Annotated in this window: 17 protein-coding genes; 7 read left to right on the forward strand and 10 right to left on the reverse strand. The window is 71.9% G+C overall.

The window, feature by feature from the left end:
• Nucleotides 1-116 precede the first annotated feature (116 nt).
• Nucleotides 117-1220 carry a hydroxyacid dehydrogenase gene (locus IE241_RS14970; protein WP_229899282.1) on the reverse strand — a complete coding sequence of 368 codons (1104 nt, stop codon included), beginning with the start codon at nt 1218-1220 and terminating at the stop codon, nt 117-119.
• A 3-nt stretch (nt 1221-1223) separates the two neighbouring features.
• On the opposite strand from IE241_RS14970, the gene IE241_RS14975 reads away from it, so the two are divergent.
• The 4 genes from IE241_RS14975 (at nt 1224) to IE241_RS14990 (ending at nt 5163) form a co-directional block, all read left to right on the forward strand.
• Complete coding sequence (locus tag IE241_RS14975; protein ID WP_190022231.1) at nt 1224-1787, forward strand: GNAT family N-acetyltransferase; 564 nt, start codon at nt 1224-1226, stop codon at nt 1785-1787.
• Nucleotides 1788-1803: 16 nt separating this feature from the next.
• Nucleotides 1804-3138 (forward strand): sensor histidine kinase, encoded by a 1335-nt coding sequence (locus tag IE241_RS14980; protein ID WP_190022232.1) that lies wholly within the window; start codon nt 1804-1806, stop codon nt 3136-3138.
• Nucleotides 3135-3806, forward strand: coding sequence for a response regulator (locus IE241_RS14985; RefSeq protein WP_190022233.1), 672 nt, complete (start codon nt 3135-3137; stop codon nt 3804-3806). The genes IE241_RS14980 and IE241_RS14985 overlap by 4 nt, the downstream gene beginning before the upstream one ends.
• A gap of 145 nt (nt 3807-3951) precedes the next feature.
• Entirely contained in the window at nt 3952-5163 is a 1212-nt protein-coding gene (locus tag IE241_RS14990; protein WP_190022234.1) for a serine hydrolase domain-containing protein, read from the forward strand.
• Nucleotides 5164-5209: 46 nt separating this feature from the next.
• Here the strand turns inward: IE241_RS14990 and IE241_RS14995 are convergent, their stop codons facing one another.
• From IE241_RS14995 to IE241_RS15030, 8 genes are all read right to left on the reverse strand, one after another.
• Nucleotides 5210-6001, reverse strand: a complete 792-nt coding sequence (locus tag IE241_RS14995; protein ID WP_308433707.1) for a MerR family transcriptional regulator — start codon at nt 5999-6001, stop codon at nt 5210-5212.
• A 67-nt stretch (nt 6002-6068) separates the two neighbouring features.
• Entirely contained in the window at nt 6069-7466 is a 1398-nt protein-coding gene (locus IE241_RS15000; RefSeq protein ID WP_190022236.1) for an amidohydrolase family protein, read from the reverse strand.
• Between the two features lie 16 nt (nt 7467-7482).
• Nucleotides 7483-9057: a type VI secretion protein gene (locus IE241_RS15005; RefSeq protein WP_190022237.1), complete on the reverse strand. Its 1575-nt coding sequence runs from the start codon at nt 9055-9057 to the stop codon at nt 7483-7485.
• Nucleotides 9058-9115: 58 nt separating this feature from the next.
• Nucleotides 9116-10531: an ATP-binding protein gene (locus IE241_RS15010; RefSeq protein ID WP_190022238.1), complete on the reverse strand. Its 1416-nt coding sequence runs from the start codon at nt 10529-10531 to the stop codon at nt 9116-9118.
• Nucleotides 10532-10541: 10 nt separating this feature from the next.
• Nucleotides 10542-12095: an SCO6880 family protein gene (locus IE241_RS15015; protein WP_190022562.1), complete on the reverse strand. Its 1554-nt coding sequence runs from the start codon at nt 12093-12095 to the stop codon at nt 10542-10544.
• 2 nt (nt 12096-12097) lie between these two features.
• Nucleotides 12098-13441, reverse strand: coding sequence for a hypothetical protein (locus IE241_RS15020; protein WP_190022239.1), 1344 nt, complete (start codon nt 13439-13441; stop codon nt 12098-12100).
• A complete protein-coding gene (locus IE241_RS15025) occupies nt 13431-14273 on the reverse strand; it encodes a DUF8175 domain-containg protein (RefSeq protein WP_190022563.1) in 843 nt (280 codons plus the stop codon). The genes IE241_RS15020 and IE241_RS15025 overlap by 11 nt, the downstream gene beginning before the upstream one ends.
• A gap of 247 nt (nt 14274-14520) precedes the next feature.
• Nucleotides 14521-14829, reverse strand: coding sequence for a DUF8827 family protein (locus IE241_RS15030; protein ID WP_030367101.1), 309 nt, complete (start codon nt 14827-14829; stop codon nt 14521-14523).
• A 378-nt stretch (nt 14830-15207) separates the two neighbouring features.
• Here IE241_RS15030 and IE241_RS15035 point away from each other — a divergent pair, with 378 nt between their 5' ends.
• Nucleotides 15208-16659, forward strand: a complete 1452-nt coding sequence (locus IE241_RS15035; protein ID WP_190022240.1) for a serine/threonine-protein kinase — start codon at nt 15208-15210, stop codon at nt 16657-16659.
• Between the two features lie 36 nt (nt 16660-16695).
• Here IE241_RS15035 and IE241_RS15040 read toward each other — a convergent pair whose 3' ends face one another.
• Nucleotides 16696-16905: a DUF397 domain-containing protein gene (locus IE241_RS15040; RefSeq protein ID WP_190022241.1), complete on the reverse strand. Its 210-nt coding sequence runs from the start codon at nt 16903-16905 to the stop codon at nt 16696-16698.
• 174 nt (nt 16906-17079) lie between these two features.
• On the opposite strand from IE241_RS15040, the gene IE241_RS15045 reads away from it, so the two are divergent.
• Together IE241_RS15045 and IE241_RS15050 are read left to right on the forward strand one after the other, a co-directional pair.
• A complete protein-coding gene (locus tag IE241_RS15045; protein ID WP_373300693.1) occupies nt 17080-18066 on the forward strand; it encodes a C40 family peptidase in 987 nt (328 codons plus the stop codon).
• Between the two features lie 204 nt (nt 18067-18270).
• A complete protein-coding gene (locus tag IE241_RS15050) occupies nt 18271-19011 on the forward strand; it encodes a phosphatase PAP2 family protein (RefSeq protein ID WP_190022243.1) in 741 nt (246 codons plus the stop codon).
• Nucleotides 19012-19023: the final 12 nt, after the last annotated feature.

Here is a 19023-nt window from a genome sequence, read left to right on the forward strand (position 1 = left end):
TGTGGGAGAGTAGGACGCCGCCGAACAAATTTTAGAGAAAGCCCTGGTGGGAACCTTGAGTTCCCGCCAGGGCTTTTTCGCGTTTCCAGGCTGTTTGGGTGTTTGGCTGTTTTCGCTTATGCCAAGCGGTCCAGGCTCTGCCTCTCCACCGCCCCCAGCAGCCTTTCCCCTCTCACCCACCGCCCTGCCTCCTCCACCGCATACATCCCCAGCCGCTTCCCCTCACTTCCCTGAGCGCCGGCGATATGCGGTGTCACCAGGACATTCGGCAGGGACAACAACGCGTGTTCCTTTCCCAGCGGCTCGGGGTCCGTCACATCGAGCCAGGCGCTCAACCGCCCCGACCTGCACTCCCGTTCCAGCCCCTCGGTGTCGACGATCGAGCCTCGTGCCGTATTGATGACCGTGCCACCGTCCCGGATGAGGGCCAGGTGCTCCGCGTCCAGCAGGCGGCGAGTCTCCGGTGTCTCGGGTGCGTGGATGGTCACGATGTCGGCGGCCCGGCAGAGGTCGGCCAGGCGGTCGACCCGCTCTGTGCCCAGCTGTGCGGCTTCCTCGTCCGTCACGTACGGGTCGTAGAGCAGAACCCGGTAGCCGGCCGCGGAAGCCCGTAGGCCGGCGATCACCCGTCGCCCGATGTGTGAAGCACCGAGGACGCCGACGGTCCGGCCGTCGGCGCCCTGTCGTTCGCGGAAGGCCGGCCAGCGGCCGCCGTCGGCGTATGCGGCAGCCGCCGGCAAGGCTCCCTTCGCCGCGAGCCCGATGGCCGCCAGGGTGAAGTCGGCGACCGGGCCCGCATTGGCCTCTGCCGCCGAGGAGACGACGATCCGCCGTTCCCACACCGCCTCGGTCACCAGCTGCTTCACTGAGCCCGCCGCGTGCATGACGGCCCTCAACTGCGGTGCAGCCTCAAGGACGGTCTTCGTCAGTGGCGGGCACCCCCATCCCGTGACGAGGACGTCCACGTCGCCCAGGCCCGCCGGGCCCGCGAGGAGCCCGAGCCCGTCGCGCACCGGGATCGGTCGGACCTCACGACCAGTCAACTCGCCCAGCCGCTCGCACAGATCAGGCGGCATGACGAGCGGTAGTTCGTCCACTCCCATGACCACCGCGACCCCGGCCGTCCCACACGCCCGTTCATCCGTCATGCGCACCCCTCTGCCCGTCCGGCAGAGAGCGAAAACACATTGCTCGTGCCGTCCGTCCGGGGTGACGATCAAGGGATGGAGCACATCATCAGGCCTGTACAGGCGGGCGATTGGGAGAAGTCCAAGGAGCTGCGGTTGACGGCGCTCTTGGACCCCGTGGCGCCGATCGCTTTTCTCGACACCTACGACAAGGCCGTCGAGCAGCCCGACAGTTATTGGCAGGAGCGGGCGCGGGCGAGCTCCGAGGCGTGTCGCGTCATCACGTTCGTGGCAGAGGCGCCCGACGGCACCTGGGACGGCACGGTCACCGTCCTCGTCGAGGACCCGGAGGCGGAGGAAGGCGCAGTCTTCGGCGGCGCTCCGTCCGTGCCGCAGACGCACATCGTCGGGGTCTTCGTCCGGCCCGAGCGGCGCGGGGCAGGCCTCATCCAGGCGCTCTTCGACGCCGCCGTCGAGTGGTCCTGGGCCCTGTCCCGGCCGCGCGCCGAGCGCATACGTCTCTTCGTCCACGAGGACAACGCCCGTGCCATGGCGGTCTACCGCAAGGCCGGCTTCGAGCTCACCGGCACGACCATCCCCATGCAGGGCGACCCCGAGGCCAAGGAGTACGAGCTCGCGCTCGTTCGTCCCGCCGCTTGATGAAGCCCTGCACCTGATGAAGCCCTGCACCGGCCTCCGATCTCGCCTCCGCACCCGCATCCGGGTCCGTAGCCCCTGGGCCGTCGACGCCCTGGTCGCGGCCGTGGTGCAGGCCGCCGTGACCATCCCGTTCGTCGTACCCCGCTCGGCGGACGTGCCGCCCGCCACCTGGGTGTTCTACGGGATGACCACGCTGTCGGTGCTGCCGCTCCTGTGGCGCAGCCGGGCGCCCCTGACGTGCCTGGTGGCGATCACCGTGGCCGGGTTCGCCTATCTGCCCATGGACGGGCCCGGGCAGCCGATGCCGTACAGCCCGCTGGTGGCCATCTTCACCGTCGCCGCGCAGGCGGGGGTGCGGCAGCGGCGGGTGACGGTGGGGGTCGGGCTGCCGGTCGTGGCGGTCGCGGTCGCCCTGCGGACCAATACGGCCCGCGAGTACCTCTTCGCCTTCTTCCTCTTCTCCATGGTGTACGCGCTCGGTGTGCTGGCGCGCACCCGGCAGGCGTACACCGAGGCCGTCGAGGCGCGGGCCGCGGAGCTGGAGCGGGCGCGGGTCGTGGAGGCCGAGCGGGCGGCCGAGCGGGAACGGGCGCGGATCGCGAGGGAGATGCACGACATCCTGTCGCACGCCGTCAGCCTGATGGTGGTTCAGGCGGAGGCCGGGCCCCTGGTCGTACGGTCCGATCCCGACCGGGCGGAGGCGGCGTTCGATGCGATCGCCGGGGCGGGGCGGGACGCGATGGTGCAGCTGCGGCGCATGCTCGGCGTGCTCAAGGAGGAGCCGGAGGAGCCGGAGGAGTCGGAGGGGCTGACAGGGGCTGGAGTGCAAGGCTCGGAGAGCCCGGGCGATTCCGATACGGCGGCAGCCCGTACGCGTGCCCGTACCCGTACCCCGCAGCCCACGCTCGACGGCCTCGGCGCCCTGGTCGGGGAGGTCCGGCGGACGGGCCTGTCCGTGGTCCTGCTGACGGAGGGCGAGCCGCGGCCGCTCGCCGCCGATGCGCAGGTCACCGTCTACCGCGTGGTGCAGGAGGCGCTGACGAACGTCCTCAAGCACTCCGACGCGCGTTCGGTGTCCGTACGCCTCGCCTGGGGGCAAGGAGAACGGGGGGAGCAGGAGGAACAGGGGGCGGAGGGCAGCCGGTTGTCCGTCACCGTGACGGACGACGGTACGGGCGTCCGCAAGCCCGGTGGCGCAGGCAGCGGAAGAGGCCTGATCGGCATTCGTGAGCGGGCTGCCGCGCACGGCGGGACGGCGTCGGCCGGGCCCGGCCCGGACGGCCGCGGCTACCGCGTTTGCCTGGAGCTGCCCGTCGTGGTCTCCTCGCCTCCGGAGGTGGGGCCGGAGTGACGATCCGCGTGGTGGTGGCCGACGACCAGGAGCTGGTGCGCAGCGGGTTCGCGATGATCCTGTCCGCGCAGCCGGACATCGAGGTCGTGGCGGAGGCCGGGGACGGCGCCGAGGCCGTGGCGGCCGTGCGGCGGCACGCACCCGATGTCGTCCTCCTCGACATCCGCATGCCGCGCATGGACGGCATCGAGGCGGCCCGCACGATCTGTGCGGAGACCGGCTGCCGGGCCGTCATGCTCACCACCTTCGACCAGGACGACTACGTCTACGAGGCGTTGCACGCGGGGGCCAGCGGGTTCCTGCTGAAGGACGTGCGGCGCGACGACCTCGTGCATGCCGTGCGGGTCGTGGTCGCGGGTGACTCCTTGCTCGCGCCGTCGGTGGCGCGCCGCCTGGTCGCGGACTTCACGAGCCGTGGGCAGGCGGACGCGTCGGCGGGGACGGGGACGTCCGGGCCGGAGCTGGGGGCGCTGACCGCGCGCGAGCGCGAGACGCTGGTCCTCCTCGGGCGCGGGCTGTCGAACGCGGAGATCGCGGCCGAGCTGGTGGTCAGCGAGCACACGGTCAAGACCCACGTCAGCAACGTGCTGTCGAAGCTGGGGCTGCGGGACCGGATCCAGGCCGTCATCTGCGCGTACGAGACCGGGCTGATCGCTCCGGGCGGCTGACCTCGTCCGGCCTCGTCCGACGCCATCCCTCTGACGAGGGAGGCGTGCGGCAGCCGATACCCCTCGCGTCGGCGATTCGCCCGTTCGTACGGATCGCAAGGATGGATCCCGTCGCGCACATCCGGCATCTCCAGGGGGAATCACCATGCGCCGTAACAGAATTGCCGTCCTCGCCGCCACCGCGGTGGCGCTGAGTGTGACGGTCGCGCCCGCCGTGGCCTCGGCCTCCGCTTCGGCTTCCGTTTCCGCCTCCGCTTCTTCCCTCCCCTCTGCCCCCGCTTCCGCCGCCTCCGCCAAGGCCGCCGCCCTGCAGCAGGCGATAGCCGGTCTGCCGGCCGCCGACGCCACCGCCGCGCAGGTCCGCTACAAGGGCGACGACCTGCGCTGGAGCGGCGCGACGGGCCAGGTCGACCTGCGTACGCACAAGGCGGTCAAGGGCGACGAGCGCTTCCGCGCGGGCAGCATCACCAAGACGTTCACGGCGGCCGTCGCGCTGCAGCTCGTCCACGAGAAGAAGCTGGATCTCGACGGCACGGTGCAGCAGTACCTGCCCGGCCTGCTGCCCGCCCACTACCCGGACGTCAAGGTCCGGCAGCTGCTGGACTACACGAGCGGCCTGCCGGGCGGGGACACCCGGGAGGCCCCGAAGAGCCCCGGCTGGGACAAGAGCCGCTACACCACCTGGTACCACCGCGCGCTCGTCCAGGCGGGCTTCGGCAAGCCCATGGAGTTCACCCCCGGCACTCGGCAGCACTACTCCAACATCGGTTACAACGTGCTGGGGCTGCTGATCGAGAAGGTCACGGGGCGGACGTACGAGCAGGAGCTGCGGGACCGGGTGATCAACCGCGTGGGCCTCAAGGACACGTACAGCCCCGGGGCGGACACCCGTATCAAGGGCCGCCACACGCACGGCTACGAGGCGCTCAAGGACGCCGGCGGCGGCACCCGGCTCGTCGACACGACCGAGTGGGACCAGTCCGAGACGTGGGCCTCCGGCGACCTCATCACGACGACGGCCGACCTGGAGCGCTTCACCTCCGCCCTCTTCGCCGGGCGCGTCGTGCCGCAGCAGGAGCTGAAGCTCATGTTCACCGTGCCGAAGGTGCCCACGTACGAGAGTGCGAAGCCGGCGGTGTACTCCAGCGGTCTCACGCGCATCCAGCTCGTCAAGGACGGCCCGGTCTACTGGGGCAAGTCCGGGAGCCGGTACGGGTACCTCAGCGGTTTCGGGGCCACGCAGGACGGGGCGCGGTCGCTGGTCTACTCGGTGAACTCCACCGATGCGAAGGGGGACGCCGCGACGGCTCCCGACTCGCGCATCGGCCGGATCATCATGGCGGGCCTCGGCCGATAGCCCGCGGCTTGCCTCACGGTCTGGCCCGCGCCCTGGCCCACTCCGCTCACTCCCACGTCGCGGACGCCGGGTCGACGCCGTGGGCCGCGGCGTTCGCGAAGATCACGTCGCGCAGCCAGACGGTCAGGCCCGGCGCGACCGCGTCGTAGTGCTCGGCGTAGCCGGGCTCGTCGACGTACATCCGCCCGATGCAGGCGTGCATCGCGTGCGTGCAGTCGAAGTACGTCGAGAGCAGCGCGCGGTGCCGTTCCGCGAGGGCGTTCGCCTCGCCGGAGCCGGGTGCGGTGCCGGCGCGCTGCGCGGCGGCGAAGTCGGCGTTCAGGGCGTGGGTCGCGGCGGCGGCGTCCTTCCAGTCCTGCGGGGTCATGTCGGCGGCTCGCTCGGCGTACTGCGCCCACTGCGCGCTGCCGCCCCAGCGGTCCTCGGCCTCCTCGACCCAGGAGGGCTGCCAGTCGTCGCCGAAGATCTCGACCTGCTCCTGCGGCGTCAGCCGCATCCCGGTGTCCGACGCCGCCATCATGCGGTCGACTGCGCCGACCATCTTCTGCAGGCGGGTGATGCGCTCCACGAGTTCCGTGCGCTGCCGGCGGAGGTGGTCGCGCGCACTGGTGCCCGGGTCGTCGAGGATCCGGCCGATCTCGGCGAGCGGGAAGCCGAGTTCCTTGTAGACGAGGACGCGGTGGATCCGGGCGACGTCGTCGCCCGAGTACACCCGGTACCCGGCCCACGTGCGCCCGCTCGGTCGCACGAGGCCGATCGTGTCCCAGTGGTGCAGCGACTTCACGCTGACCCCGACGAGTGCGGCCGTCCGGCCGACGGTGAGGCCGTCGGGGCCGATCGGCTCGGCGCCCTCCGGGGCGAGGGCCGGGCCCGGGTCCTGCGCGCGGGGATCACTCTTCACCGGCTCAGTATCCGTGCACCCCCGGCTCACCGATCAGCCGGCCTTGTACGACCACCGAGGCGATCCGGCGGACGGCCGTGATGTCGCGCAGCGGGTCCGCGTCCAGGACGACGAGGTCTGCCGCCCGGCCCGGCCCGACCGTGCCGATCGCGTCCGCGAGGCCCAGCGCCCGCGCGGGCCCGGCCGTGGCCGCCCGGAGCGCCTCCGCGGCGCCCAGGCCCGCCCCGGCCAGCTGCTCCATCTCCTCGTGCAGGCCGTCCGCGTGCGTACCGGCGGCGAGGACCGGCACGCCGTGGCGGTGCAGCTCCGCGACCAGGTGCAGGCGGTGGGCGCGGATCCCCTGGAGATACGGGGTGTCGGCGTCTGTGGTGTCGGCGTCCGTGGTGTCGGCGTCCGTGCTGTCCGGGGCCTCCAGGAACCGGTGCGCCGCGAGGGACGGGGCGATCCAGGTGCCGTTGGCCGCCAGGCGGTCGAAGAGCCGGTCCGCGCGATCGGGGTAGTAGGACCGGACGGCCGTCCACTCCAGGCGCCGGATCTGCCGGAGCCAGTGGCGGTACCGGTCAGGGCCTGCGTCGGTGCGCGGGTCCTTGATGCGTGCGAGTCCGTGCCGGATTTCCCCGTCCCGCGTGGAAGCGGCGAGCAAGAGCGCGTGCAGGTGCTCGACGATCCGCTGCCCGGCATCGGAGGCCTCGGCGGGTGACACGGCGTCCGGGCAGTGACCCCCGTACGGGATGTGCCGCCTGCGGGCCTCGTCGGCCAGGGCGAGATACGCCGCCCGCGACAACCGTGGGTGAACCCCTACGAACGCCGCGCCCCCGGCCACGGCCCTGCGCACGGCCCGGCGGGCCGCCGTCTCGTCGCGCGCCTCGACCGACGACCCCGGCCACAGGGCGGGCGAGCCGTCGACGGGCGGGCTGCCGGGACCGGCGACGGTCGTCACCCCTTTCAGCACCCCTTTCCGCACTCCTTTCAGCGCGGACAGCCGTGCCGTGGTCCCCCCTGACGGCTCGTCGGCCCCGCTGCCGGACACCTGCAGCGCGATCAGGCCCGGGATGACGTACTTGCCGCGGAGGTCCACCACGCGGGCGTCCGCGGGCGCCGGGACCTCCGCGGTCCGGCCGACCGTCTCGATGCGGCCGTCGCGGACGAGGACCGTCATGCCGGGGCTGGGCGGCTGCGCGCCAGGGGCGGCGATCAGCGTCGCGTGGGTGAGGGCGAGGGGCTGCGCCGGGCCGCCGTGCGGTGTGGCCGCGAATGCCCGCTCCGTACCACCGAGGGCGAGCGCCCCGCCGAGCGCCGCCGCGCCACCGAGCGCAGCCGCGCCGCCCAGGAACCGACGCCTGCCGGGGGCCCACGCTCCTGTGCCCTCCGATGCCTCCGCTTCCCCCGGCTCCTCCGGCATCCGTCCGTCTCCCTGGCTAGCCGACGAGGGTGCGGTGCGGCCACCGCGCGCGGGCCTGTTCCTCGGAGCGCATGAGCGCGAACGTCGGCAGACCCTGGGCCGCGCCCTCCGCGACGAGATCCGGGAGGGCGGGCACGGGCGCGACGGCGGCCACGTCATCCAGCACCAGGGTCAGTGGTGGGTCGAGCCGACCGGCAGATGACCGTCCGGCCATGCCCCGGCCGTGCTCGACCACGCTTGCGACGAGTGCGGTCAGCAGGGGCATCGCACCCGGGCGGGTGCGGGGATCCTCAATCGCCTCACCCACCACGTACAGGGTTCCCCCCTCGGCTACAAATGATTCCCAAGCCAGGGAATCGGCTCGATTTGGATTGCATGCATCGCGGACGTGGACGGACGACAGTGCGCCGAGCGCACGCGCGGTCAGCTCATGTGCGACTTCGCGCCGCTCGGGGTGTCCGGTGAGCGCCGACTCCAGCTCGCCGGCCGCGCCGCCCGCCGCCTTGACGTGCGTGCGCAGGATCCGCACGGGCTCGTGCGCCGCCGTGCCCTGCGCCCAGCGGAGCACCTGGCGGAAGGGCCGGCCGTCCACGGCGGCGGCGTGCAGCCAGCAGCGCAGCAGCGTCTCCGCGGTGTCCGCGGTGGCCGAGTCGAGGGCGCTGAGGGGGCGTACGGGCGCGAGCAGGGCGGCTGCGCGGGCGGCGGCGGTCTCCCGGGCCGTACAGCCCGCTACGGGGGACCAGCGGAGGCGGTCCGGGGTGTCGAGGAGGTGACTCGGGTCGAAGACGTGCACCGGGCCGAGCTTGGCGCGGGCGTCCTTCGTACCGGACCACAGCGCCGGGTCGCTCGTGGTGACCAGGACGGGCCCCGCGGCCTCCAGCACGGCCCGGGCGGCGGTGTCACCGCGGTCGGCGCCGTAGAAGACGCCGGGAGCGGAGGAGGTGAGGGGGCCGGCCGGAGTCGCGCTGACCGGGTCCGCGGGCCGGGGCGAGCGCGGTGCGGGAACGGGCGCGGGAACGGACGCGGGGACGGTGGCGGGAGCCGGGGCCGGGACGGGAGCCGGGGCCGGGACGGGAGCCGGGGTGGCCGCTTCGGCCGATGCCGAACCGGCCGCCGCCTGCCCGGGCGCTGAACCCGGTGCTTGGCCGGGCGCCTGACCAGGCGTCGGGCCCGGCGCCGTACCCGGCTCCGGAGCAGAAGCCGAACGGGGCCTCTCCACCAAGGCCAGCGCCTCCGCCCGCCGCCGCGCCCGTACCGCTCTCCACCGCGCCACCGTCCCCACGACGAAGACGCCGACGACGACAAGGACCAGGAGCTCGCCGACCAGGAGGCCCCAGAAGAGGCCGTAGCCGGACAGGCTGTCCGCCGGGGTGTCCGGCCAGGCGGCCGGGAGGTCGCGCGGCCGGGTCACCAGGTGCCGCAGGGCCAGGGGCGTACGGGTGAGGGTGACCGCCTCCGGCCAGGCGCCGTGGGCGAAGAGCGCGGCCAGGCCCGTCGTCGCCCACACCAGCAGCGTCATGCCCAGCAGCAGCACGATGACCGCCATCAGCAGCCCGTCCGGGATGCCGCGCTCCGGCTGCCGGTTGCTCATCCGCCGTTCCCCCTCCCCGTTTCCGCCCTTGCCTCAGGCCCTCAAGCCCTCAGGCCTTTCAGGCCACCGTCGATTCCGATTCCGATTCCGACTCCGGTGACGAACCCGCTTCCAGGGCCGCGGCCGCCCGCTCCGCCGCCGCGGCCTCCGCCGCGAGCTCGCGCGCGAAGTCGCCGTCCTCGGTCATGGCCCGGTCGGTGTAGACGAGCGGGCGTTCGATGTCGGTGATGAGGTGTTTGACGACCTGGACGTTGCCGTTGACGTCCCAGACGGCGATGCCCGGGGTGAGCGTGGGGATGATCTCCACGGCCCAGCGGGGCAGGCCGAGCACCCGGCCCGTGGCGCGGGCCTCGTCCGCCTTCTGGGCGTAGATGGTGCGTGTGGAGGCCATCTTCAGGATCGCCGCGGCCTCGCGGGCCGCCGCGCCGTCGACGACGTCGGACAAGTGGTGGACCACCGCCACGAACGACAGGCCGAGCCGCCGGCCGAACTTCAGCAGCCGCTGGAAGAGCTGGGCCACGAACGGCGAGTTGATGATGTGCCAGGCCTCCTCGACCAGGAAGATCCGTTTCTTCCGGTCGGGCCTGATCCAGGTGTGCTCCAGCCAGACGCCCACGATCGCCATGAGGATGGGCATGGCGATGGAGTTGCGGTCGATGTGGGAGAGGTCGAAGACGATCAGCGGGGCGTCGAGGTCGATGCCGGCCGTCGTCGGCCCGTCGAACATGCCGCGCAGGTCACCGTCCACCAGCCGGTCCAGCACCAGGGCGACGTCGAGGCCCCAGGCGCGGACGTCGTCTATGTCGACGTTCATCGTCTCCGCGGACTCGGCCTCAGGGTGGCGCAGCTGCTCCACGATGTCGGTCAGCACCGGCTGCCGGTCGAGGATCGTCTCGTTCACGTAGGCGTGGGCGACCTTGAGGGCGAAGCCGGCGCGCTCGTCGAGGCCCCGGCCCATCGCGACCTCGATGATCGTGCGCAGCAGGGCGAGCTGCCCGGTCGTGGTGATCGAAGGGTCGAGCGGGTTGAGCCGGATGCCGCCTTCGCGGGCCGCCATCGGGTCCAGCCGGACGGGCGTTATGCCCAGCTCCTGGGCGATCAGGTTCCACTCGCCGACGCCGTCCTCGCCCTGGGCGTCCAGGACGACGACCTGCCGGTCGCGGAAGCGCAGCTGGCGCAGGACGTAGGTCTTCTCCAGCGCCGACTTGCCGTTGCCGGACTCGCCGAGGACGAGCCAGTGCGGCGCCGGCAGCTGCTGGCCGTAGAGCTGGAAGGGGTCGTAGATATAGCCCTTGCCGGAGTAGACCTCGCGCCCGATGACCACGCCGGAGTCGCCGAGGCCGGGGGCGGCGGTCGGCAGGTAGACGGCCTGCGCCTGGCCGGTGGAGGTCCGTACGGGCAGCCGCGTGGTCTCCACCTTCCCGAAGAGGAAGCTGGTGAACGCGTCGGTCAGGGAGGCGAGCGGGTCGAGCACGGCACTGCCCCTATCGTCGGATGCCGGTCGCGAACGGCAGGGTGTTGACGAAGGCCCGGTGGTGCTCGCGGTCGCACCACTCCAGCTTCAGGTAGCTCTTGCCGGCCGAGGCTCTTATGGTCCGCTTGTCGCGCGCGAGCGCTTCCGGCGAGCGCGAGGACACCGTGATGTACCCGACGAGGTTGACGCCGGCCGCGCCGCTGGCGAGATCCTCGCCGCGCTGGTCGACACGGGAGTGGTGGGCGACGTCGCGCGGGTCGACGACGCGGTTCATCTTGGCGGCGCGGGAGGCGTCCGCGTCGTCGTTGGTCTTCTCCGTCAACATGCGCTCGATGGCGACGTCGGTGGGCTCCAGGTCCATGCAGACGGCGACCGTGCGGATGACGTCCGGGGTGTGGACGAGCAGGGGCGCCAGGAAGTTGACCCCCACGGGCGTCATGGGCCACTCCTTCACCCAAGCGGTGGAGTGACACCAGGGTGCGCGTGTTGACGACTCGCGGGTCTTCGCCTGGAGGTAGGTCGGCTCCATGGCGTCCAGCTCGGCGGGCCAGGCGTTGCGCTGGGTCATGGCCTGGATGTGGTCGATGGGGTGGTCCGGGTCGTACATGGAGTGCACGAGGGACGACAGCCGGCTCTGGCCGAGGGGCTGGCGCACCCGGATGTCGGCCTCGGCGAGCCGGGCGCAGATGTCCGTCAGCTCGCGCGCCATGACCACCGCGAGGCCGCCGTCGCGGTCCAGGCGCCGCTTGCCGCCGTCGTGGCGGGAGGCGCGCGCGATGGCGTTGGCCTCGGCGGCCAGCTCGCGGGTGTAGTGCATGCAGGCGACGAGGTAGGCGCGGTGCTGCTCGGAGGAGGTCGACACCATCGACTGCAGCTGGTCGTAGGAGTCCTTGAGCCACTTCGGGGAGCTCGTGTCGCCGCGCCGCTCGACGTCCTTGGCGTGGGCGTCGGGGTCGGCGGGGAGGGTGCGGGCGAGCATCTGGATACGGGTGACGTAGCCGTCCCCGTTGGCGACGTGCTTCAGCAGCGTGCCGAACCGGTCGACCAGCGCCTCCTGGTCCTCGGAGTCGCGCAGGCCCACGCCGGGGCCCTCGATCTCGATCGCCGCGGTGACCGTGCGCCGGTCGGCGTGCAGCAGCACCGCGATCTCGTCGGGGCCGAAGGGCGCCGCGAGCCAGTTGATCCGCCCGATGCCCGGGGGCGGGCCGACCTCGATCTCACGGCCGTCCAGGCGGGTGCCCGCCTCGGCGGCGACGGACCGGTAGGTGGTGCCGCGGCGCAGGGTGCGCTTGAACGAGCGGTTGATCTCAAACCATTTGTAGAACGTACGGCCCTTGTACGGGACGTACACGGCGGCCAGCGCCAGCATCGGGAACCCGGTGAGCGTGACGATCCGCAGTGGCAGCACGGGCACCAGAAGGCCGCACATCATGCCGAGGAACGCCCCGGCGATGATCAGCGCGATCTCCCCGGTCTCCCGGTTCTTGCCGACGACCGCGTTGGGACGCGCGCGGCCGATCAGATACGTACGGCGGGCCGCGACCGGCTGGGACTGGGCCTGGATCGTCAACTCCGCTCACCTCCTGGCGTATTGCTGCGGTTCTGTGCACGCGGCGCACGGGCGGCGGAATTGCCGCTTCCGTTGCCCCTGTTGTCGCCGGTACGGGCGGGGGGCCGGGTGCTGTGGGCGGCGACACCGCCCGCCACGGAGTCGGCCGGCCGGGCCTGGTGGCCGTTGCCGCCGCCGGGGCCGCCGCCCGAGCCGCGGGTGCTGTGGGTCGTGATGCCCTGCTTGACCAGGGCGGCGGGAGAGGAGATCACGGCGGCGGCCCGCCGGGACGCCGCGTCGTTGCTCGCACTGCGCGTGCTCGCGATCTCATCGCCGAAGCCGGGCACGAAGCGGTAGATCATCGCACTGGCGAAGATGGCGAGGATGATGATCGCGAGCCCGGAGACGACGGCCGAGAAGGAGTTCGGGCCCTTGCCGGACGACAGGGCTCCGGCAAGGCCCAGCACCACGACGATGATCGGCTTGACCAGGATCACCGCGATCATGATGCCCGCCCAGCGGCGGACGTGGCCCCACATGTTCTTGTCGACCAGCCCCGCGTAGACGGCGGTGCCGAGGAGCGCGCCCACGTAGAGCAGGGCGGCGCGGATCACCAGCTCCAGCCAGAGGACGCCTGCGGCGAGCACCGAGACCAGGGACACCACGATCAGCATGATCGGGCCGCCGCCGATGCCCTCGCCCTTCTTCAGGGCGTCGGCGAAGGTGCCGAAGAAAGCGTCGTTGTTCGCGTTCGTGCCGGTGGCGATGACTTCCGTGACGGCATCGGTGGCGGACACGAGCGTGTAGAGGATCAGCGGGGTGAACGCCGAGGCCAGCACGGTGAGCCAGAGGAAGCCGACGGCTTCCGTGAACGCCTCGGTGAAGGGCACGCCGCGCACGGCACGCTTGGCGACGGCCAGCAGCCACAGCACGAGCGTGAGCACGGTGGAGGCGGCGAAGACCACGGCGTACTGGCGCAGGAAGGTGGCGTTGGTGAAGTCCACGTTGCCGGTGGCCTCGACGGCGCCGGACAGCTTCCGGATGATCCAGGAGGCGGCGTCGGCGCAGCCTTTCGCCAGGGAGGCGAGGGGGTCGAGGGCGGTTTGGGGGTCGGGGGCCGAGGGGGACGATCCCTTGCTGTCCTTGCCCTGGCAGATGCTCTTGGCCTGCCCGACGATGAGGTCGCAGGGGTCCTTGCCGCTCTGGCTGGGGCTCGATGAGGGCGCCGGCGAGGTCGACGGCGGGGCTGACGGCGGAGGCGTGGGGTCCGCAGCGGCTCGCGAAGCCAGCGCGGTCATGGTCACCTGGACGGACACCACTGCCGCCGTCAGGGAGAGGCCACGGCGACGGCTACCTGGCATAAGTGAACCCTCCGTACCCCTTGACCGCATTGGTGATCTCGTCGGCGCTCGAAGCGCGGATGTCGCCGCTGACCGGCGCGGGTCCCTGCTTCTGATCGGACGAGACGAGCTTCCAGTCGTCGTTCGTCCAGCGGAGCTTCTGGATGATCGTGAACCAGGTCTGGGCGACCGGCTTGGTCGATCCCTCCCCGGCGAGGCCCACCAGGCCCGTGCACCAGACCTCGACGGTGGCCTCGGATTCGCTGAACGCGGTGGTCTTCGTGCCGACGGGAACGGTGCGGGAGACGAACGTCTGGCCCTTCGGGGCGGATCCGTCCGGGTTGAGGCCGAGGTTCTTGAAGAAGTCGGCGGTGTAGGCCTTGTCCAGCTTGCCCTGGAGATCACGCGCGGCTTCGGGGGTATGGATCGCATCCACGATCGCGTGGCGCGACTCCTCCTTGAACATCCCGTCCCCCCCGAGCGCCACCGCGAAGTTCGCCGCCGCCGACTGCGCCCCCTGCTCCGTGCGGGCAAAACCGGATGCAATGCCTCCGGTCTTGCCCCCCACCGGCTTCACCCCCGAAGGGGCCGTCGCCCCCGAGCTGACCTTGTCCCCGCTCTTCTCCGCGTCGTCCGAGTCGGACCCGCCGCCTCTGTTGGCGAAGGCGATGGCCGCGATGAGCAGGACCACGACGCCCACGACCGTGATCATGTTCCGGCTGGAGAACCCCGCGCGCCCGCCGCGCGCCCCGCGCCCCCGGCGGGCCCCGTACGGATCACCCTCGCCCTCCGGCAGCCGGGTGCGGGTCAGGCCGTGGTCCTCGTCGTCGTAGCCGTCCTCGCCGAGACTCATAGCGCGCACGTCCCCTCATACGTCGTCGCCGCTGTGGCACCCGCATATGACGGTAGCGGCGGGAGGGGAATCCCGGGGGAGGGGGACGAAGGGGTGTGAGGGGGCATCAGGTGGCAGCCTCGGGTGCGGGGGAATCGGGGACGAGAGGGTCTGCGCGGGGGCGATGCGCGAGGGGGCAGGTGGCAGGGGTCGGGCCCCGGCCGGGGCGGGGGTACCGGGGCGCGTGACGCCCGTGCGCCCCCCGTGCTCAGACGGCCATGCCGTAGACGATGGTGAAGAGGGTGCCGAGCGAGCCGATGATGAAGACGCCGGTGAGTCCGGCGACGATCAGACCCTTGCCCTGCTCCGCGCTGAAGGTGTCGCGCAGTGCGGTCGCGCCGATCCGCTGCTTCGCCGCGCCCCAGATCGCGATGGCGAGGCACAACAGGATCGCCACGGCCATGATGACCTCGATCATCACGCGAGCCTCGTTGCCCAGGCTACCGAACGGCCCCCAGTTGGGGGCGATTCCGCCAATAATGGTGTTGATGTCGCCCTTGCCGGCCGCCAAAAACATGTGTAACTCACCGCCCCTTATGGGTTGTTGCCATCACCCTCACCGCTGGGCAAAGGTCAGGACCTATCTTCGCCGAAGATCCCGCCCCAGCATGTCGACTTGGCGGCATTTCTTGGCGGAACTCGTACGCATGCTCCCCGTAGGCCCCTGACCTGCGACGCAAGGCGATGTCAGTGGGTGCTCCTAAGGTGACTCTGTGTATCACGGGTGTCGGCGGCGGGCAATCATCGCCGGATCGGGGGGCCATGGGGATGTTCGGACGACTGTGTGTTCGGTCGGTACGCTGTCCCGAGCGCCGCCCGGGTCCTGCCGACCGCACCCCGGGGCCGTCGGGCCGGCTCGCGCGCTACGGGGGCATCGAGATCAAGGGTGGTACGGGTGCTGGTTGCCGATCGGTACCGGCTGGAGGAGCTGCTCGGCCGCGGTGGCATGGGCGAAGTCTGGCAGGCGCAGGACGAGGTGCTGGGCCGTCAGGTCGCCGTGAAGCTGCTGCTGGGCGACGACGGCGACGAATCCGCCGCCTCCCGCTTCCGGCTGGAGGCGCAGACGGCCGCGCGCCTGAATCACCCTCAGGTGGTGGCGGTCTACGACTTCGGGTCCTGGGACGGGCGCTTCTATCTGGTGATGGAGCTGGTCAGGGGTCCCAGCCTGGCCCAGGAGCTGTCCGCGCACGGCCCGCTCGCCCCGCGCCGCGTGGCCCGTATCGCCGCGCAGTCCGCGGCGGGCCTGGCCGCGGCGCACCGTCAGGGCGTCGTCCACCGGGACATCAAGCCCGGCAATCTGATGCTCGACGCCGACGACACCCTGAAGATCGGCGATTTCGGCATCGCCCGCTTCGTGGACGAGACCTCCGCCGCGTTGACGCGCGTCGGCCAGATCGTCGGCACGAGCACCTATCTCGCCCCGGAGCGGGCCCTGGGCCGCGTCGCCGGTCCCGCCTCCGACGTCTACGCCCTGGGCTGTGTGATCTACCAGCTGCTGGCCGGCCAGCCGCCCTTCTGGGCGGACAGCCCCACCGCCCTGCTCTATCTCCACGTGGACCAGCCGCCCGTGCCGCCCCGTCAGCACCGGGCGGACCTGCCGGCCGCCTTCGAGGCGTATCTGCTGCGGATGCTCGCCAAGAAGCCGGAGGACCGGCCGTCGGCGCAGGAAGTGGCCGACTGGTTCGCCGGGCCCTCCTGGGAGGAGCCGCCCCGGCCCGTACGGACGCCGATGCCGGCCCCTGCGTCGGCCCCCGCGTCGGCTCTTGCGGCGGGCCCTGTGCCCGCCGCCGCACCCGCGGCCGCGCCCGCCCCGGTGAGCGCGCCGCCCCCGCCCTCGGTGCGGCCTGCCGTGCCGCGTGCGGCAGCCGTGCCCGGCGTTCCGCGCCACGGCGTCCCGGCACCGGCCCCTGTCCCGGCCCCTGCCCACGCCCCGGCGCCGGGCCACCGCCGGAGTGCCGGTGGCGGCAGGAGCCCCCAGGGCATGGGCGTACGGGCTTCCCAGGGCGCACAGGCCTCCCGGGGCATACGCAGCCCCAAGGTGCTGCTCAGCGCCGTGGCAGGGGTCGTGGCGTTCCTGGTGGCGGCCGTGATCGGCGCAACGGTGTTCGGAGGCTCGGGCAGCGAGACGGGCTCGCAGCGGCCCGAGGCGCAGCCGTCGGAGTCCGCGGAGCGCGCGCCGGGCGGGGGGCCCGGGGCGCCGAAGGCCGTGCCCGCCGAGGCGGCTCCGCCGTCCCCCTCGGGCTCCCGCAAGCCGAAGAAGGACCGCAAGAAGTCCAAGGACGGTTCCAAGGACGGCTCCAAGGACAGCTCCAAGGACGGCAAGGACTCCGGCGAAGACGACGACTGAGAACAGCCCGGCCCCCCGGCCCCGCCCCCCCGGGCCTCACTCCCCGGCGACGTCCTCCACGAAGTGGTCGAACTCCCCGGCCCTGACCCCCAGGACGAAGGCGTCCCACTTGGCTGCGGTGGTGGTCACCACGTTGTCGGGCTCGGTGTTCGTCCGCAGGTGGACGTTGCCGTCGTCACCGAAGGCGATCTCCAGGTACTCGGTCTCCTCGCCCTCGGTCACCGGAATCCAGTTGAGCTCCGCCATGGACCCTCCTCGTCGCTCCCGTGTCGCCCCCGTGCCACTCCCGTCACGGCCTCACGGTAGCGCGTCCCCCGTGACCGGACCGGAACTGCAAGGTCGTTGACGGATCGATAGAAATTGCGGATACGCGTCGGGCCGTTGGGGGAGGATTGCGGGGTGCGGAAGCTCTGGGTGGGCATGGGTGTGGGCATCGCGATGTGCCTGTGTTTCATCGGGCTGCTCGTGATCGGCGTGTACACCGCGGCGTCCAATCTGCTCGGGGGCGGCGGCGGAGGCTCCGTAGGCCTGGCCAAGGGCGCCGTGCCGGATCAGTACCAGACCCTCGTGCAGAAGTGGGGCAACCTCTGCCCCGCGCTCAACCCGGCGATCCTCGCGGCGCAGATCTATTCGGAGAGCGCCTGGAACCCCAAGGCCGTGAGCCCGGCGGATGCCCGCGGGATAGCGCAGTTCATCCCCGGCACGTGGGACGCCCACGCCATCGACGCCAACGGCGACGGCAAGAAGGACATCTGGGATCCGCAGGACGCCATCCCGTCGGCCGCCGTCTACGACTGCGAGCTCTCGAAGTACGTCAAGGACGTCCCCGGCGACCTCTCGGACAACATGCTCGCGTCGTACAACGCCGGTTCGTACGCGGTGATCCAGCACCGGGGCATCCCGCCCTACCGCGAGACGCAGGGGTACGTCCGTTCCATCCGCACGCTGGAGAAGAGCTTCGCCCGGCCCGTCGGCAGGGTCGCGCCCTCGCAGCAGGCCGCCGGAGCGATCTACTACGCCCAGGAGAAGCTCGGCACGCCGTATCTGTGGGGCGGCGACGGAACCGCCGAGGACAAGGGGCGGTTCGACTGCTCGGGCCTGACCAAGGCCGCGTACGAATCGGTGGGCATCACCCTGCCCCGCGTCGCCAACGACCAGTGGAACGCGGGCCCGCACCCCAAGCGCGACGAGCTGCTCCCGGGCGACCTGGTGTTCTTCGCCAACGATCTGAAGGACCCGCGCTCCATCCACCACGTGGGCCTGTACGTGGGCGGCGGCTACATGATCAACGCCCCTTACACCGGGGCCGTGATCCGCTTTGACAAGATCGACATGCCGGACTACATCGGGGCGACGCGAGTCACCCAGGATGGCGCGAAAGCATTGCCCGCGGCCAACGCCGCATGAACGCTCCAGGACGAACTGCGACGATGGGTCACCCTTCCATAACGTCCTGGTGATCATTGGGAGAAGAGTGGAACGCCCGGCCGGAGTGGGGCGTTCCATTGAAGTGGGAAAGCAGCGCCACTGGGCGGGGGCTACAGCGACGCACGGACCACGGGGGTCGGCAGCTGGACGTAGCGACAGGCGACAGATAAGGGGCCACGGCACATGGCTGGACTCGCGATGGGGCACCCCATGCCGGAGGCCAGGGGCGGGTCGAACCCCGACACCAGCACGCTGTACGACATCAACGGCCTCGCCAAGGGCGCCCCCGGCTGGCTCGACCGCACGATGGAGTTCATCGGCGAGTACGGGATCATCCTCGGCCTCGCCGTCCTCATGCTCTTCGCGTGGTGGAGCCTGCGCCGCCGGCAGGACGCGCCGGCCGCCGTCGCCGCGCTGCTGTGGGCGCCGCTCGCCGCCGGCATCGCCCTCCTGGTCAACATCCCGATCCGCGGCTTCGTCAAGCGGCCCCGGCCCTTCCTGGACCACACGGGCCTGGAAGTGCTGGTCAAGGGCAAGACCGACTACTCCTTCGTCAGCGACCACGCGACGCTGACGATGGCGATCGGCGTGGCCCTCTTCGTCGCCAACCGCAAGTACGGCCTCATCGGAATCGGCCTCGCCTTCCTGGAAGGCTTCTGCCGCGTCTACATGGGCGTGCACTACCCGACGGACGTGATCGGCGGCCTCGCCCTGGGCACGGCCGTCGCGCTGCTCCTGGCCCCGCTCGCGATGATGCTGCTGACCCCGCTGGCCCGGGCGGTCGCGGGCACGCGCGCCGCGTGGCTCGTGCGGTCGGACCGCCCGCTCGCGGCGCCCCTCGCGGCGGCGGAGGCCCCGGCCGCCGGGACGGCCGAGGCGGAGCGCGGCCTGCCCCGGCACCGGGACAACGACCTGGCGGCGTAGCGCCGACGGTGC

Source organism: Streptomyces hiroshimensis (assembly GCF_014650335.1).
In the GTDB taxonomy this organism is placed as follows: Bacteria; Actinomycetota; Actinomycetes; order Streptomycetales; family Streptomycetaceae; genus Streptomyces; species Streptomyces hiroshimensis.

Excerpts from the sequence above, each read along its gene's own strand:
- IE241_RS14975 (WP_190022231.1), top strand. The coding sequence starts at position 1,224 with ATGGAGCACATCATCAGGCCTGTACAGGCGGGCGATTGGGAGAAGTCC.
- IE241_RS14980 (WP_190022232.1), top strand. The coding sequence starts at position 1,804 with ATGAAGCCCTGCACCGGCCTCCGATCTCGCCTCCGCACCCGCATCCGG.
- IE241_RS14990 (WP_190022234.1), top strand. The coding sequence starts at position 3,952 with ATGCGCCGTAACAGAATTGCCGTCCTCGCCGCCACCGCGGTGGCGCTG.
- IE241_RS15000 (WP_190022236.1), bottom strand. The coding sequence starts at position 7,466 with ATGCCGGAGGAGCCGGGGGAAGCGGAGGCATCGGAGGGCACAGGAGCG.
- IE241_RS15005 (WP_190022237.1), bottom strand. The coding sequence starts at position 9,057 with ATGAGCAACCGGCAGCCGGAGCGCGGCATCCCGGACGGGCTGCTGATG.
- IE241_RS15020 (WP_190022239.1), bottom strand. The coding sequence starts at position 13,441 with ATGCCAGGTAGCCGTCGCCGTGGCCTCTCCCTGACGGCGGCAGTGGTG.
- IE241_RS15025 (WP_190022563.1), bottom strand. The coding sequence starts at position 14,273 with ATGAGTCTCGGCGAGGACGGCTACGACGACGAGGACCACGGCCTGACC.
- IE241_RS15030 (WP_030367101.1), bottom strand. The coding sequence starts at position 14,829 with ATGTTTTTGGCGGCCGGCAAGGGCGACATCAACACCATTATTGGCGGA.
- IE241_RS15040 (WP_190022241.1), bottom strand. The coding sequence starts at position 16,905 with ATGGCGGAGCTCAACTGGATTCCGGTGACCGAGGGCGAGGAGACCGAG.
- IE241_RS15045 (WP_373300693.1), top strand. The coding sequence starts at position 17,080 with ATGGGTGTGGGCATCGCGATGTGCCTGTGTTTCATCGGGCTGCTCGTG.
- IE241_RS15050 (WP_190022243.1), top strand. The coding sequence starts at position 18,271 with ATGGCTGGACTCGCGATGGGGCACCCCATGCCGGAGGCCAGGGGCGGG.